The 13,280-nt window shown below is 64.5% G+C and carries 14 protein-coding genes; 9 read left to right on the forward strand and 5 right to left on the reverse strand.

All coding sequences use genetic code 11. From position 1 onward, the window contains the following. The first annotated feature begins 2 nt into the window (after nucleotides 1–2). Entirely contained in the window at nucleotides 3–311 is a 309-nt protein-coding gene (locus IPL75_09995; GenBank protein MBK9240571.1) for an antibiotic biosynthesis monooxygenase, read from the forward strand. Between the two features lie 97 nt (nucleotides 312–408). On the opposite strand, the gene IPL75_10000 is transcribed toward IPL75_09995, so the two are convergent. Both IPL75_10000 and IPL75_10005 read right to left on the reverse strand, forming a co-directional pair. Next, nucleotides 409–813, reverse strand: coding sequence for a hypothetical protein (locus IPL75_10000; GenBank protein ID MBK9240572.1), 405 nt, complete (start codon nucleotides 811–813; stop codon nucleotides 409–411). Between the two features lie 21 nt (nucleotides 814–834). Then, on the reverse strand, nucleotides 835–1,425 hold the full coding sequence (locus tag IPL75_10005; GenBank protein MBK9240573.1) for an RNA-binding protein: 591 nt from the start codon (nucleotides 1,423–1,425) through the stop codon (nucleotides 835–837). A 227-nt stretch (nucleotides 1,426–1,652) separates the two neighbouring features. Here IPL75_10005 and uvrA point away from each other — a divergent pair, with 227 nt between their 5' ends. Together uvrA and IPL75_10015 are read left to right on the forward strand one after the other, a co-directional pair. Then, nucleotides 1,653–4,607, forward strand: a complete 2,955-nt coding sequence (gene uvrA, locus IPL75_10010; protein ID MBK9240574.1) for an excinuclease ABC subunit UvrA — start codon at nucleotides 1,653–1,655, stop codon at nucleotides 4,605–4,607. Then, complete coding sequence (locus IPL75_10015) at nucleotides 4,597–5,178, forward strand: DNA-3-methyladenine glycosylase (GenBank protein MBK9240575.1); 582 nt, start codon at nucleotides 4,597–4,599, stop codon at nucleotides 5,176–5,178. The genes uvrA and IPL75_10015 overlap by 11 nt, the downstream gene beginning before the upstream one ends. 95 nt (nucleotides 5,179–5,273) lie before the next feature. Here the strand turns inward: IPL75_10015 and IPL75_10020 are convergent, their stop codons facing one another. Next, the gene (locus tag IPL75_10020; GenBank protein ID MBK9240576.1) at nucleotides 5,274–6,425 is read right to left on the reverse strand and encodes a trypsin-like peptidase domain-containing protein; all 1,152 of its coding nucleotides are present in this window, start codon (nucleotides 6,423–6,425) and stop codon (nucleotides 5,274–5,276) included. A gap of 12 nt (nucleotides 6,426–6,437) precedes the next feature. Continuing rightward, nucleotides 6,438–6,833, reverse strand: a complete 396-nt coding sequence (locus tag IPL75_10025) for an Hsp20/alpha crystallin family protein (protein MBK9240577.1) — start codon at nucleotides 6,831–6,833, stop codon at nucleotides 6,438–6,440. Nucleotides 6,834–6,896: 63 nt separating this feature from the next. On the opposite strand from IPL75_10025, the gene efp reads away from it, so the two are divergent. Continuing rightward, entirely contained in the window at nucleotides 6,897–7,460 is a 564-nt protein-coding gene (gene efp, locus IPL75_10030) for an elongation factor P (protein ID MBK9240578.1), read from the forward strand. An 11-nt stretch (nucleotides 7,461–7,471) separates the two neighbouring features. Then, nucleotides 7,472–8,041: a thymidine kinase gene (locus tag IPL75_10035; protein MBK9240579.1), complete on the forward strand. Its 570-nt coding sequence runs from the start codon at nucleotides 7,472–7,474 to the stop codon at nucleotides 8,039–8,041. Nucleotides 8,042–8,170: 129 nt separating this feature from the next. Here the strand turns inward: IPL75_10035 and IPL75_10040 are convergent, their stop codons facing one another. Continuing rightward, on the reverse strand, nucleotides 8,171–8,953 hold the full coding sequence (locus IPL75_10040; GenBank protein ID MBK9240580.1) for a CDP-alcohol phosphatidyltransferase family protein: 783 nt from the start codon (nucleotides 8,951–8,953) through the stop codon (nucleotides 8,171–8,173). A gap of 15 nt (nucleotides 8,954–8,968) precedes the next feature. Between IPL75_10040 and uvrC the strand changes: the two genes are divergently transcribed. From uvrC to IPL75_10060, 4 genes are all read left to right on the forward strand, one after another. Beyond that, on the forward strand, nucleotides 8,969–10,807 hold the full coding sequence (gene uvrC / locus IPL75_10045; protein MBK9240581.1) for an excinuclease ABC subunit UvrC: 1,839 nt from the start codon (nucleotides 8,969–8,971) through the stop codon (nucleotides 10,805–10,807). Between the two features lie 170 nt (nucleotides 10,808–10,977). Then, nucleotides 10,978–11,487 carry a site-2 protease family protein gene (locus IPL75_10050; protein MBK9240582.1) on the forward strand — a complete coding sequence of 170 codons (510 nt, stop codon included), beginning with the start codon at nucleotides 10,978–10,980 and terminating at the stop codon, nucleotides 11,485–11,487. Next, nucleotides 11,487–12,479 carry a tryptophan--tRNA ligase gene (gene trpS / locus IPL75_10055; GenBank protein MBK9240583.1) on the forward strand — a complete coding sequence of 331 codons (993 nt, stop codon included), beginning with the start codon at nucleotides 11,487–11,489 and terminating at the stop codon, nucleotides 12,477–12,479. Before IPL75_10050 ends, trpS begins: the two co-directional genes overlap by 1 nt. A 43-nt stretch (nucleotides 12,480–12,522) precedes the next feature. Then, on the forward strand, nucleotides 12,523–13,275 hold the full coding sequence (locus tag IPL75_10060; protein ID MBK9240584.1) for a segregation/condensation protein A: 753 nt from the start codon (nucleotides 12,523–12,525) through the stop codon (nucleotides 13,273–13,275). The last annotated feature ends 5 nt before the right edge of the window (nucleotides 13,276–13,280 follow it).

Here is a 13,280-nt window from a genome sequence, read left to right on the forward strand (position 1 = left end):
CTGTGACTGAGACTCCGTCGTTGCAGGTGGTCGCGCGAATCGTCGCGCGACCAGAGACCGTGGACGCCGTCAAACGCATCCTGGTGAGCATGATCGAGCCGACCAGGAACGAGCCCGGCTGCCTGGTCTACGAACTGTTGCAGTGCCGTGAGGACCCGACCGACTTCACGTTTGTGGAGGAGTGGACGGACGCCGCGGCGCTGGCCCAACACGCCGCCTCACCCCACATCGCCGGCGTGCAAGGGGAGCTGCGGGCGCTGGTGGCGGTGCCGACATCGGTGCGCACTTACGCGCTGATCGAAGACCTCTGAGGTCAGACCTCAGAGGTCCTTGGTGAGGGGGCCGGGCGTCGATCTCTGGAAAACGACCTCTGAGGTAGTTTTCCTTCGTTTGATTGGGAAAACTACCTCAGAGGTCGTTTTCGACTGATCGACGCCCGGCCCCCTCGAAGAGCTTCTCGGTGTCGCCGCTGAACAGCACCCAGAGGCCGTAGCCGCCGAGGAGGGTGCCGAACGGGAACTCGATCAGGCGGAGGGCAGACAGCACGATGCCCACAATACGCGCCCAGCGCTTGAACTTCAGCAGCCCGATGCCCGTGATGATGCCCGGGATGCCGATACAGAGCCAGAACGCGAACGCGACCATGCCGGTGATGCCCAGGATGGATGCCCCGAGGGCGGCATCCTCCCCGCCCTCCGAGCCGACAATCCCCGCGATGATGCTGAGAATGGCCGTGGATCCGAACGCCAGCAGGACGTAAAACGCCCCAAAGACGATGAAGAGCGTACCGAGCACTTTGACGTGAGTTGTCATCGGTACGCCCTCCCCCGAAATCTACTCGTCGTCGTCCTTGGCCGTGGCGGCCGGGTCGTCGAAGTCCGACAGGGTGGACGGGCCGTCTTCGTTCTCGTCGTAGAGGCCGCCGAGGCGTCCGCTGAATCGCTCCTTGAGCGGGCCTTTGGGGCCTTTTTCCTTGGCGTCCCAGCGCTTTTCGGAGCCAGCGCCCTTGCGCTTCGGCGGACCGAAGTTGCGTCCGGCTGGTGAAGGCGGACCCGAGCTGGGTCTGAAGCCGCCACCACCACCGCCGCCGGTAAAGCCGCCGCCCGCGCCTGGTGGCCGGGGCGTGAAGCCCGCACCGGGCGGGCGAGGTGCGAAGCCGCCAGGCGGACGTTCCTCCCTCGGCCGGGCCTCGCTCACCGACAGCGACCGTCCCATGAACGGTTGCTGGTTGTACCGGTTCACCGCCTCCTCGGCCTTTGCGCGGTCGATGTACTCGACAAACGCGAAGCCTCGAGGGCGACCGGTTTCACGGTCAACGGGAATGACGACCTGTGACGGATCACCTACCGGCGCAAAATGCGCGCGGAGGTCCGCCTCAGTTGCCCCGTAGGGCATGTTGCCGACGAACAAACGAACTGCTGCCACTTTCTCGGTCCTCGTTATCTGGATCTGAATGACGCAATCGTCCGGTCAGGGGACTCGGGCGGTGCAGGGGGAATCGGTCGCAAAGGCGTCAAGGCAGAAACAACCAGGGGATGGTGTCTGAATGGTTGGAAGATTAACAAAGCTGCCCGCAGATCGCAAATGGGATTACGCCGATGGGGTAACATGGGCGGCTTGGCGCAGCCTTTCTGACGGCCGCCGTGCAACCCATGTCCGACGAGACGCCGACGCCTGCCTCGCGCCCCCCCCGAGCCCTGGTTGTGCGCGGGGCCCGCACCCACAATCTCAAGGGTGTGGACCTGACGCTGCCACACCGCCAGCTTGTGGTGTTCACCGGCGTCAGCGGGTCCGGCAAGTCGTCGCTCGCGTTCGACACCATTTACGCTGAAGGCCAGCGCCGGTACGTGGAGTCGCTGTCCGCCTATGCGCGGCAGTTTCTTGAGCGCATGGAAAAGCCCGATGTGGACAGCATCGAGGGCATCGCGCCGGCCATCGCCATCCGCCAGAAAAACAGCGTCCGGAATCCCCGATCCACCGTCGGCACCACCACCGAGATCCACGACTACCTTCGGCTGCTCTGGGCCAGGGTCGGACACACCATTTGCCGGCAGTGCGGCAAGGAAGTGGAGCGCGAGAATCCCGAGGTGGTGGCGGCCGCGTTGCTTGGATTGGCCGAGGGCACGCGGCTGCTGGTGGGGTTTGACCTGCCGCTCATGTCCAGCGACCTCCACTCGTCGTCTGCCGATCTGGACCCGGGCGAAGAATTCACGTCCGAGGATGTGGTTGATGCCGCGGCGCCCGCCGAGGATCCGGCCCGCTCGGCGCTCGATCGGCTGCGGCGACGGGGGTTCGGACGCCTGTGGCTCAACGGCCAGGCGGTGGGCCTTGAGGAAGTTGATGCCAGCCGCCTGCGGGGCGTGACGACGCTCGCTGTGGTGGTGGATCGCATCAAGGTGGAGCCATCCGTCAAGACGCGTCTGACAGATTCCATCGAGACGTCTTTTCACGAAGGCGCAGGCGCGGCGTTCGCCATTGAAGTGGATGCGGCCGGCGCGGCCGTGACCACGCATCGGTTCAGCGAGCGCTTCGAGTGCCGCAACTGCGGCATCGCGTATGAAATTCCGCAGCCGCGGCTCTTTTCGTTCAACAACCCGTTTGGCGCGTGCCAGACGTGCCATGGGTTCGGCAACGTCATCGAACTGGACATGGATCTGGTGGTGCCCGATGCGACCAAGTCGGTCAACGACGGCGCGATCGAGCCCTGGACCAAGCCGCATTACCGCGGGTGCCTGGTCGATCTGAAACGATCGGCGAAAAAGTCCCACATTCGGCTTGATGCGCCGTGGCGCGACCTGACGGACGAGGAACGCCGCTTCATCATCGAAGGATCTGGCGAAGACGCTGAACCTGACGAGGATGGGTCTACGGGCTCGTATCCAGGGATTCGCGGCTTCTTCCGGTGGCTCGAGAAGAAGAAGTACAAGGTCCACGTCCGCGTGTTCCTCAGCCGCTACCGCGGCTACCAGACCTGTACGTCGTGCGGTGGCGCCCGCCTGCGTCGCGAGGCCCGCGACGTGCGTGTGGGCGGCGAGACCATCGACACCGTCTGCGCGCGCACGGTCAAAGCGGCGCTGCGGTTTTTCGAAGAGTTGCCGCTCACTGAAAAGGAAACGGTTGTCGCGGACAAGATCCTGCGCGAAGTGCGCCGACGCCTCGGCTTCCTGACTGATGTCGGCCTCGACTATCTGGCGCTGGACCGGTTGTCGTCCACGCTTTCAGGCGGCGAGTCGCAGCGCATCAATCTGGCCACATCGCTCGGGTCGGCGCTGGTGGACACGCTCTACGTGCTGGACGAGCCGTCAATCGGCCTCCACTCGCGCGACAACGAGCGGTTGATCTCGATCCTTCGCCAACTGCGCGATCAGGGCAACACGGTGCTGGTGGTGGAACACGACGAAGACATGATTCGCGTGGCCGACATGGTCGTGGACCTGGGTCTTGGTGCCGGGGAACAGGGCGGGCGCGTGCTTTATGCCGGGTCCCTTCCGGGTTTGCTCGAAGACCAGCGGTCGCTGACCGCCAAGTACCTTCGTCGCGATCTGGCGATTCCGCTGCCGAGCAGTCGCCGCAAGCCCACGGCGCAGCGCATCAAGATTCGCGGCGTGACCGAACACAACCTCAAGGGGATCGATGTCGAGATCCCGCTCGGCCTCCTCACCGTGGTGACCGGCGTGAGCGGCTCGGGCAAGTCCACACTGGTGCACGACGTCATTTACGCCGCTGCGAAGCGCGCGAAGGGTGATTGGGACCGGCGCGTCGGCGCCTACGACCAGCTTGAAGGCATGGAGTACGTCACCGATACGGTGCTCGTGGACCAGCAACCGATCGGGCGCACACCGCGCTCGAATCCTGTGACGTACCTGAAGGCCTTTGATCCGATCCGCGAGTTGTTTGCGGCCACTAAGGACGCGAAGGCGCTCGGATTTACGTCCAGTCATTTTTCCTTCAACGTCCCGGGCGGCCGTTGCGAAACGTGTGAAGGCGCCGGCGTGGTGCGGGTGGAGATGCAGTTCCTGGCTGATGTGTTTGTGCCGTGCGACGACTGCGACGGCAAACGCTTCAAGCCGCAGGTGCTGGAGGTTCAGTACAAGGGCCGCAACATCGATCAGGTGCTCGACCTGACGGTTCGCGAGGCGCTGACGTTCTTTGGCAACACGCCGAAAGTGTTGCGTCGCCTGCGGGTGCTCGAAGAAATCGGCCTCGGCTACCTTCGACTGGGTCAGCCGGCTACGACACTGTCAGGCGGTGAGGCGCAGCGCATCAAGATCGCATCGCACCTGAGCACCCAGGGTGGTGAGCGGATGCTCTACATCCTGGATGAGCCCACCACGGGCCTGCACTTTGACGACATCGCGAAGTTGCTGGCGGCGTTCCGCAAACTACTGGCGGCGGGGCACACGTTGCTGGTCATCGAGCACAACCTCGATGTGATCAAGACCGCTGACTGGGTGATCGACCTCGGGCCCGAAGGCGGCGACGCCGGCGGGGAAGTGATTGCGGTCGGCACGCCCGAGCAGATTGCCGCCAACCCGAACTCCTACACCGGACACTACCTCGCACCTGTGCTTGAGGCTGGGCGCGACGACGAGCCGCTTGAACGATAGACGTGCCGCGTGGACCGCGTGGCATCGCGCGCCCACGCTCACGGTGCTGCGCGCTATCCTCGGAAAAGTCCTGGTTCACGAACGCCGAGGCCGCCGCGTCTCGGGCATCATCGTCGAGGCCGAAGCCTATATCGGTGAAGACGACCCCGCGTGCCACGCCGCCGCTGGGCCAACGCGCCGGAACGCACCACTGTACGGCCCGCCCGGGCGCGCGTACGTGTACCTCAACTACGGCCTGCACTATCTGGTGAATGCGGTGACGGAGCGCGAAGGGATGCCGGCCGCCGTACTCATCCGCGCGCTGGTGCCGCACGAGGGCGTGGACCTGATGCGCCGGCGCCGACCCGGTGTCGCGCTATCTCGTCTCTGCGCTGGCCCGGGCAACCTCACGAAGGCGCTCGGCATCGACCTGCGCCACAACACCGGCGACCTCGCCACCGGCGCGGTGCGCCTGGAAGACCACGGCTTCGCTGTGCGCGACGTGCGCTACTCGCCGCGGATTGGCATCCGCGTAGGCACGGAGGAGCTCTGGCGCGCGACGGCCTCTGGCGTGCGGCTGGGGTCCACGTAGCTCGGCCTGTTCTTCAAGGCCGAGACCCTCGGGCTTGAGGAACAGCCCGAGCTACGAAAAGCGGACCCTGGACTCTGGACCTTGGACTCTGGACTCTAGCGCCGTGACGGCATTTGCTCGATTGGCACGTCGAGTGTGAGGCGGCGGTTCTGGCGCACGACGTCCACCTTGGCTGTGGTGCCGCTCTGTTCGGCGGCCACCAGGCGCGAGAAGCTGGCCAGATCCGTGACGTCGCGGCCGTTGACGGCCACGATCAGGTCGCGGGGCCGCAAGCCTGCCCGGTAGGCGGTCGAGTTCCGGTACATGTCATAGATGTACACGCCGGGAATGGTGGCGATGCCCGTTTGGCGAGCCTCGTCCGCGGTGTACGTCAGCAACCGTCCGAGGCCGAGGATTGACCCGCGGCGGACTTCGCCGTACTTGATGAAGTCGGCCATGACATCGCGCGCCAGGTTCGAGGGAATCGCGAAGCCGATCCCTTCATATCCGCCCGACTGCGAAAGGATCTGCGTGTTGATGCCCACCAGTTCGCCGCGCGCGTTCACGAGTGCGCCGCCGGAGTTGCCGGGGTTGATTGCCGCGTCGGTCTGGATGAAGTCCACGAATTGATCCGGTCGCGCGAGTGCCGACACGATGCCCAGAGAGACCGACTGGTTGAACTGATACGGGTTGCCGATGGCCAGCACCCACTCGGCGAGGCGCAGCTTGCTGGAGTCGCCCCAGGTGAACGGCGTGAGACCCGTCGCGTTCACTTTGACCAGTGCCAGGTCGGTGGCCGCATCGGTGCCCACGATGGTGCCGTCCAGTTCGCGGCCGTCGGGCAGCGTGACCTTGATCTTGAGTCCTTCCACGCGCAGGCCGCGATCGTCGCCAATCACGTGGTTGTTCGTCAGCACGTAGCCGTCGGCCGACACGATGACGCCCGAGCCGAGGCTCTGCGACGGCTGCACCATGTCGCCGCCTCGGCGACCAAAGAGCATGTCTTCAAACGGGTTGGACTGCACACGGACGAATTGTGTGGACGAGATGTTGGCCGACGAGAGCACCGCGCGCTCGGCCACCGAGGAGAGATCGGGCAGCGCGCCAGCCGCGGCGACTTGCGGACGAGCCACGGCGCCCGGCATCGCCTGCGGCGGCGCGGTTTCGGTCGGCGAGGTCGAGACCAGCTTGCCGGCCAGGATAAACCCGCCCATGACGCCAAGTCCGAGAAACGATCCGAGGACAATCGCTCGTTTGATGCGGTTCACACGTGCTCCTTGCTACGTAATTTCGATGGTCGAAGGGCGCCGGCCGGCGGGGGCCTTCGGAATGGTGACGGTCAACACGCCGTCAGCGAGGTCGGCGGTAATCTGGTCGGGTTCAATCGGCACCGCGAATCGGAAGCGCCGGGCGAACGCGCCCTGCGCGCGTTCGAATTGCTGATACCGTTCGCACGCTCCGGGCGTGGGGCGCCGGCCGGCGACGGTCAGGGTGTCGGCCGCGTACGCGAGATTGACGTCCGACCGTTCCAGGCCGGGCAACTCCACGGTCAGGACGAACCGATCGGCGGTTTCGTACAGATCGGCCGCGGGAATCCAGCCAGGCGTCGCCTCTCCGAAGAGGTTCTCTAGCCGCTCCTGCATGGTCAGCAGGTCCCGGACCGGATCCCAAGGCATAGAAACGATGCTAGCAGAACTGGTAGAATTTCGAGTTCCCTCGATTCAGGACCAGACACACATATGAGTTCCCTGCAAGCGTCACGCCTCAAGAAGGGCATGTTGATCAAATTCGACGGCGCGTTGGTGCGCGTGCTTGAAATCCAGCACATCACCCCCGGCAATCTGCGCGCCCACGTGCGATCGAAGATGCGCGATATTGGCAACAACCGTCTGGTGGACCACAAGTTCAGGGCCGACGACATGGTGGACCGCGCCATTCTGGACGAGCGGCAGATGCAGTACCTCTATCGCGAAGCCGACATGTTCGTGTTCATGGACACCGACAACTACGAGCAGGTGCATCTGTCCCTGGAAGTGCTCGGTGATGCCGCGCAGTACCTGTTGCCCGAGGCCGTCATCAGCGTGGAGTTCTACGGCGAGGCGCCGGTGGGCATCCATCTGCCGGCCACCGTGGACCTCAAGGTGGTGGACACCGCGCCGGGCATCAAGGGCGCCACGGCCTCAGCACAGGTGAAGCCGGCCACCGTGGAGACCGGGTTGGTCGTCACCGTGCCGTCGTTCATCAACAACGACGACCACATTCGGGTCAGCACCGAAACGGGCGACTACCTGTCGCGCGTGTAGGACGAGCCGCCATGGATCACACACGCACCGCGCGACCCGGCTGGCTCGAGGTGGTCACCGGCAGCATGTTCAGCGGCAAGAGCGAGGAACTGATTCGCCGCTTGCGGCGAGCCCAGATCGCGCGCCAGCGGGTGCAGGTCTTCAAGCCGGCCATCGACCGCCGCTTTGATGCCGAACACATCACGTCGCACAGCGAGATGCGCATCCCTTCCGTCAACGTCACCACGTCGCGTGAGCTGTACGAGTTGGTGCTGCCCGACACTGAAGTGGTGGGTGTTGATGAAGGGCAGTTTTTTGATATCGAGTTGCCGGCGGTGTGCTCGGCGCTGGCTGACCAGGGCAAACGCGTGATCGTGGCCGGCCTCGATCAGGACTACCTGGGCAAACCCTTCGAGCCGATGCCGCAACTGCTGGCCATTGCCGAGTACATCACCAAGACCCTGGCCATCTGCATGGTCTGCGGCGGCCCTGCCAACCACACGCAGCGCCTGGTCGCGTCACGCGAACGCGTGCTTGTCGGCGCCGGCGACTCGTACGAAGCCCGCTGCCGCCACTGCTTCGACCCCTCGCTCGGAACTTAGGAACTGGGGAACTTAGGAACTGGGGAACTGAATTTCGTAGCGCGGCCTGGTTCTCAAGGCCGCGGTGCTCGGCGCGCTTGAGACCCAGCGCGCCCTACGTTCGGAGCATTGCCGCGTTGCCCCATTGCCTCATCGGCCCAGTGTCATAAGCCACCCAATCAGTCCCGGCTCTCCCATCGCCATGGGGTCTCCGAGCCAGCTGGGTGGGGTGAGCAGGATGAAGCCGAGGATGAAGAGCACCCAGGCGTCATACGGCACCGTGGCGCGTTCGTCGGTCCAGTAAAACGCGCGCCACAAGACGCCGGCGACCCCGGTGGGCTTCGGATGGGTTTTCCCTTCCAGCTCGATGTACGTGTAGTAGATGCGGTTGGCCACGGTCACGATGGACAACACGCCCATCACCCACAACACGGCGGCCATCCGGTTCGTGAACGCGCCCACCATGAAGAGAACGATGCGCTCGGGGCGTTCCATGAAGCCGACTTTGCATTTGGTCAGCAGGCTTTCGGCGCGCGCGCGCGTGTAGCTGGTCATCGTCGCAAAGACCATGGCGATTGAAGTCACGAGCACGTAATCCGTGCTGCCCAGCTTGGCGTACAACACGATGAGGCCGACCGAGAGCGAGAGATCCGAGAAGCGGTCGATCACCGAGTCCCAGAAGCCCCCGAACTTGGTGTCGGCGCCCGACTGGATGGCCACTTTGCCGTCGATGTAGTCGAACACGCTGGCCGCGAGCATGATCACGCCCGAGAGGGCAAATTGGCCCTTGGCCAGCGCGAAGCCGGCGGCCAGACTGATGAGCACCCCGAGGAACGTGAGAAGATTTGGGTGTATCCGAAGCCTGATGCAGGTGTTGATGATCAGCCGGAGGGGAAAGTTGAACGTGGCGCCGACCGCGCCCGTGAAGGTCACGGCGGATGTTAACTGATGGCCATTCACGAACTCAAGGCCCAGATCGGACGCCTCCCCGAGCAGCCGGGCGTTTACATCTTCTACAACCACGCCGGCGACACCCTTTATGTGGGCAAGGCCAGGGTGCTGCGCGACCGGGTCAAATCGTACCTGGGGGCCTTCGGCACCAACCCGCGGATTGACGCCCTCCTTCGCGACGCCTCTCGCCTCGAAACCATCGTCACCGACTCTGTGGTTGAGGCGCTGGCGCTTGAGAATCACCTGATCAAGCAGCGCAACCCGCGTTTCAACGTGTTGCTGCGCGATGACAAAACCTACCCGTACTTGCAGTTGACGACGAACGAGGCCGCACCGCGCGTGCTGGTGGCGCGGCGGGTGGAACGCGATGGTTCGGTCTATGCGGGGCCGTTCATGCCGGCGTCATTGGCGCGGCAAACGATGAGGCTGACGCACCGGTTGTTTGGGATTCGATCGTGCAACGAGGTGATTGACGGCAAACGCGACCGGCCGTGCCTGGAATACGACATCAAGCGCTGCCTGGCGCCGTGTGTGGAATCGGTGTGCACGCTGGAGCAGTATGGGCGTGCGGTGGGGCAGGCGCGCCTGTTGCTGGAGGGCCGGCAGGCGGAACTGATCGACGGCCTGCGCACGGAGATGGTGGACGCGTCACTCGACGAGCGCTTCGAGCGTGCGGCGACACTACGTGACGCCATCCGCACGCTCGAGACCCTGCGCGACCGCCAGCAAAAGATGTCCACGCCGGCGCTGGGCGACCGCGACGCCTTCGGCGTCAAAGTCGGCCCCGCCGGCGCCGTGGTGCAAGTCTTCCAGATGCGCCGCGGTCGGGTGGTGGATCGGATTGAAATGACCTCTGAGGTCGTTTCCGCAGCCATCGATGGAAACGACCTCAGAGGTCTTTCCCCCTCTGAAGTGACCGAAGCGGCCCTGCAGCAGTTTTACGCCGAGCACGAGCCGCCGCCCGACGTGCTGGTGTCTGAGGAGCTTGCGGCTGATGTGCGCGAGCCGCTGGAGTTGTGGTTGAGCGAGCGGGCGGGGCGGCGGGTGCGCATCGTGACGCCCAGCCGCGGCGACAAGCGCGGGCTTGTGGATCTGGCGCTGCGCAATGCAGCGCTGTCGTATGACACGCACTTCGGTGATGGCGCGGTCGTTGCCTTCGAGGCGCTGGACACCCTCCGGCGCGTGTTGGACTTGCCGACGTTGCCGCGGCGCATCGAGTGTTTCGACATCTCTACGTTGCAGGGCACGAACACCGTCGCGTCCATGGTGGTGTGCATCGAGGGGCGGATGCGCCGAGGCGAGTATCGCAAGTTTGCCATCCGCGGCGTGACGGCGATGCCCGACGATTTTGCGTCGATGGAGGAAGTCGTCCGGCGCCGGTACCAAAAGCTGCTGGAGCTGGGCGGACCGTTCCCCGACCTGATTCTGATCGACGGCGGCAAGGGGCAACTGACGGCCGCGTACACGGCGTTGCGTCAGCTCGGACTCGACCGCCTCGTGGCGGTGGGCCTCGCGAAGCAGGAGGAGTTGCTGTTCCGCCGCGATCGCATCGAGGGCATCGCGCTGCCACACCAGACACCCGCGCTCAGGCTCGTGCAGCAGATCCGGGATGAAGCGCACCGGTTCGCCGTGACATTCCATCGCGCCAAGCGCACCAAAACGGCCCTCAGGTCCGAGCTGGACGACGTCCCCGGGATTGGCCCCCGGCGCCGCAAGCAGCTGCTGACCACGTTCGGGTCGCTGGCCGGCGTCCGTCGCGCCAGCCGCGAGGAACTCGATCGCGTGGTGGGCCCCAAAACCGCCCAGGCCGTCATCGACTACTTCGCAGGGAGGTAGCCTCCCTGGACCCTGGACCCTGGACCCTGGACTCTGGACCCCGTGATATCTTCGTTTCCTTGTCGCTTGAAGCTGTTGTCCCCGCATTCATCATCCTGATTGCGTCGTTGTCCTTTCACGAGGCAGCGCACGCGTGGGCGGCAGACCGTTTGGGGGATCCGACCGCACGCATGTTGGGGCGGCTGACACTGAATCCGCTGGCGCATATCGACTGGATCGGCACGGTGCTCTTTCCGCTGGTGGGCATGTTGTCGGGCCTACCCCTGATTGGCTGGGCCAAACCGGTGCCGGTGGACACGCGAAATCTCAAAGCGCCGCGGCGTGACTTCGCCCTTGTCGCCCTGGCGGGGCCGGTCAGTAACGTGTTGCTGGCGTTTGTGGCAGCCGTGCTGCTGAAGGCGCAGGGCGGACTGGTGCCCGACGAGGGGCAGACGGTCGTCACGGTGACGCTCTACACGGCGGTGATTCTGAATACCCTGCTGGCGGTGTTCAACATGTTGCCGGTGCCGCCCCTTGATGGGGGTAACGTGCTGGCGGGCATCGTGCCAGAATCAGTAGCGCGCCTGATCGACCAGATGAGGCCGTATGGGTTCTTCCTGCTCTACGCGCTGCTGTTGTTGGGCGTGTTGGACTTGTTCGTGTGGCCGGTGCAGCGGTTCCTGGGTTCATGGCTGATCTGATGTCGAAAAAACGCGTGGTATCGGGAATGCGGCCCACCGGACGCCTGCACCTGGGGCATCTGGTGGGAGCGCTCGAGAATTGGGTGGCGCTTGAGCGCCAGTACGACTGCTATTACTTCGTCGCCGACTGGCATGCGCTGACCAGTCACTACGCGTCCACGGAAAACATTACGGCCGATGGGTTCGACAACGCGGCCGACTGGATCGCGGCTGGGCTTGACCCCGAGCGCAGCACGCTCTTCATCCAGTCCATGGTGCCCGAACACGCCGAGCTCTATCTGCTGCTGCAGATGGTCACGCCCATCTCGTGGCTTGAGCGCGTGCCCACCTACAAGGAACAGATCGAGCAGATGACCGACAAGGACCTCTCGAACCTGGGGTTCCTCGGCTATCCCCTGCTGCAGGCCGCCGACGTCATCATCTACAACGCGCACTTTGTGCCCGTGGGCGAGGATCAGGTGCCGCACCTGGAGCTGTCGCGTGAAGTGGTGCGCCGCTTCCACAATTTTTATGGCGAGGTGTTCGTGGAGCCGCAGCCGCTGCTCACGCCGACGCCCCGCCTGCCCGGGCTCGACAATCGCAAGATGAGCAAGAGCTACGGCAACACCATCGACCTGTCGGACACCGCCGAAGATGTGGTGAAGAAGATCCGCCAGATGTATACGGACCCCAAGCGGGTGCGCGCTGATATCCCCGGCACGGTCGAAGGCAACCCCGTGTTCATGTATCACGACGTCTTCAACCCGAACGTCGCCGAAGTGGATGACCTCAAGGCGCGCTATCGGGCCGGCAAGGTGGGCGATGTCGAGGTGAAAACGAAGCTGGCCGCCGCTGTGAATGCGCGCCTGGAGCCGATCAGGGAGCGTCGTGCCCAGGTGCTGGCGCGTCCCGGCTACGTACGTGAAGTGCTGGTGGAGGGCTCGCGCAAGGCGCGTGTGGTGGCGCAGGAGACGATGGCGCGTGTGCGGGCGGCGGTGAAACTTGAGTACTGAGCGCACGTTCACGTCAGCGGATGCGCCGCCGGACTTCGAGCCGGTGCTGGGCGCCTATCCCGTCCGCCTCGAACGGTTCGAGGGGCCGCTGGATCTGCTGCTGCACCTGATCAAAAAACATCAGGTCAACATTTACGACATTCCCATCGCGCTCATCACCAAGCAGTACCTGGACTACCTGGATCTGATGCAGGATCTGGACCTCGATATCGCGGGCGACTTCCTGGTGATGGCCGCCACGCTGATCCACATCAAGTCGCGCACGTTGCTGCCGCGCCCGGATCCGACGCAGGACGACCCGGAAGAAGACCCGCGCGAAGCGCTGGTGCGCCGCCTGCTTGAGCACCAGCAGTTCAAAGCGGCCGCCGAGTTGCTGCACGATCGCGAAATTCAGCGCAGCGCCCAGTGGGGGCGTCCGGATGGGCGCGTGGCCGAGGTGGTGGGCGAGGCGCCCGAGCCCGAGGTGGAAGTGGACCTCTTCAGCCTGATGGCGGCGTTCCGGCAGGTGCTGGAGCGCGCACGGAAACGGCCCAAGGTGTATCTGCCGGCCGAGCATATTTCCATTGAGAGCCGCATCGAGCTGCTGCTCGCACGGCTCTCGGTCACCGAGGCGTGCGGGTTTGAGGATCTGTTCGCCGATGTGCAGACCCGGCCGGGAATCGTCGTGACGTTCCTGGCACTTCTCGAGATGATTCGCCTGAAATTGGTGCGAGTCTTTCAGCAGGCGAACTTTGGCGCCATTCGCGTTTACAAACGCGAGCCGCTGCAGGGTGCGCCCGACTTTTCGCATGAGTGAGGCCC

It is taken from the genome of Acidobacteriota bacterium (genome assembly GCA_016716905.1).
In the GTDB taxonomy this organism is placed as follows: domain Bacteria; phylum Acidobacteriota; class Vicinamibacteria; order Vicinamibacterales; family SCN-69-37; genus SYFT01.

Bases quoted from the DNA above. Each gene is read 5' to 3' on its own strand.
- IPL75_10035 (MBK9240579.1), top strand. From the start codon at position 7,472: ATGGATCACACACGCACCGCGCGACCCGGCTGGCTCGAGGTGGTCACC.
- IPL75_10000 (MBK9240572.1), bottom strand. From the start codon at position 813: ATGACAACTCACGTCAAAGTGCTCGGTACGCTCTTCATCGTCTTTGGG.
- trpS (MBK9240583.1), top strand. From the start codon at position 11,487: ATGTCGAAAAAACGCGTGGTATCGGGAATGCGGCCCACCGGACGCCTG.
- uvrA (MBK9240574.1), top strand. From the start codon at position 1,653: ATGTCCGACGAGACGCCGACGCCTGCCTCGCGCCCCCCCCGAGCCCTG.
- uvrC (MBK9240581.1), top strand. From the start codon at position 8,969: ATGGCCATTCACGAACTCAAGGCCCAGATCGGACGCCTCCCCGAGCAG.
- efp (MBK9240578.1), top strand. From the start codon at position 6,897: ATGAGTTCCCTGCAAGCGTCACGCCTCAAGAAGGGCATGTTGATCAAA.
- IPL75_10025 (MBK9240577.1), bottom strand. From the start codon at position 6,833: ATGCCTTGGGATCCGGTCCGGGACCTGCTGACCATGCAGGAGCGGCTA.
- IPL75_10050 (MBK9240582.1), top strand. From the start codon at position 10,978: ATGTTGGGGCGGCTGACACTGAATCCGCTGGCGCATATCGACTGGATC.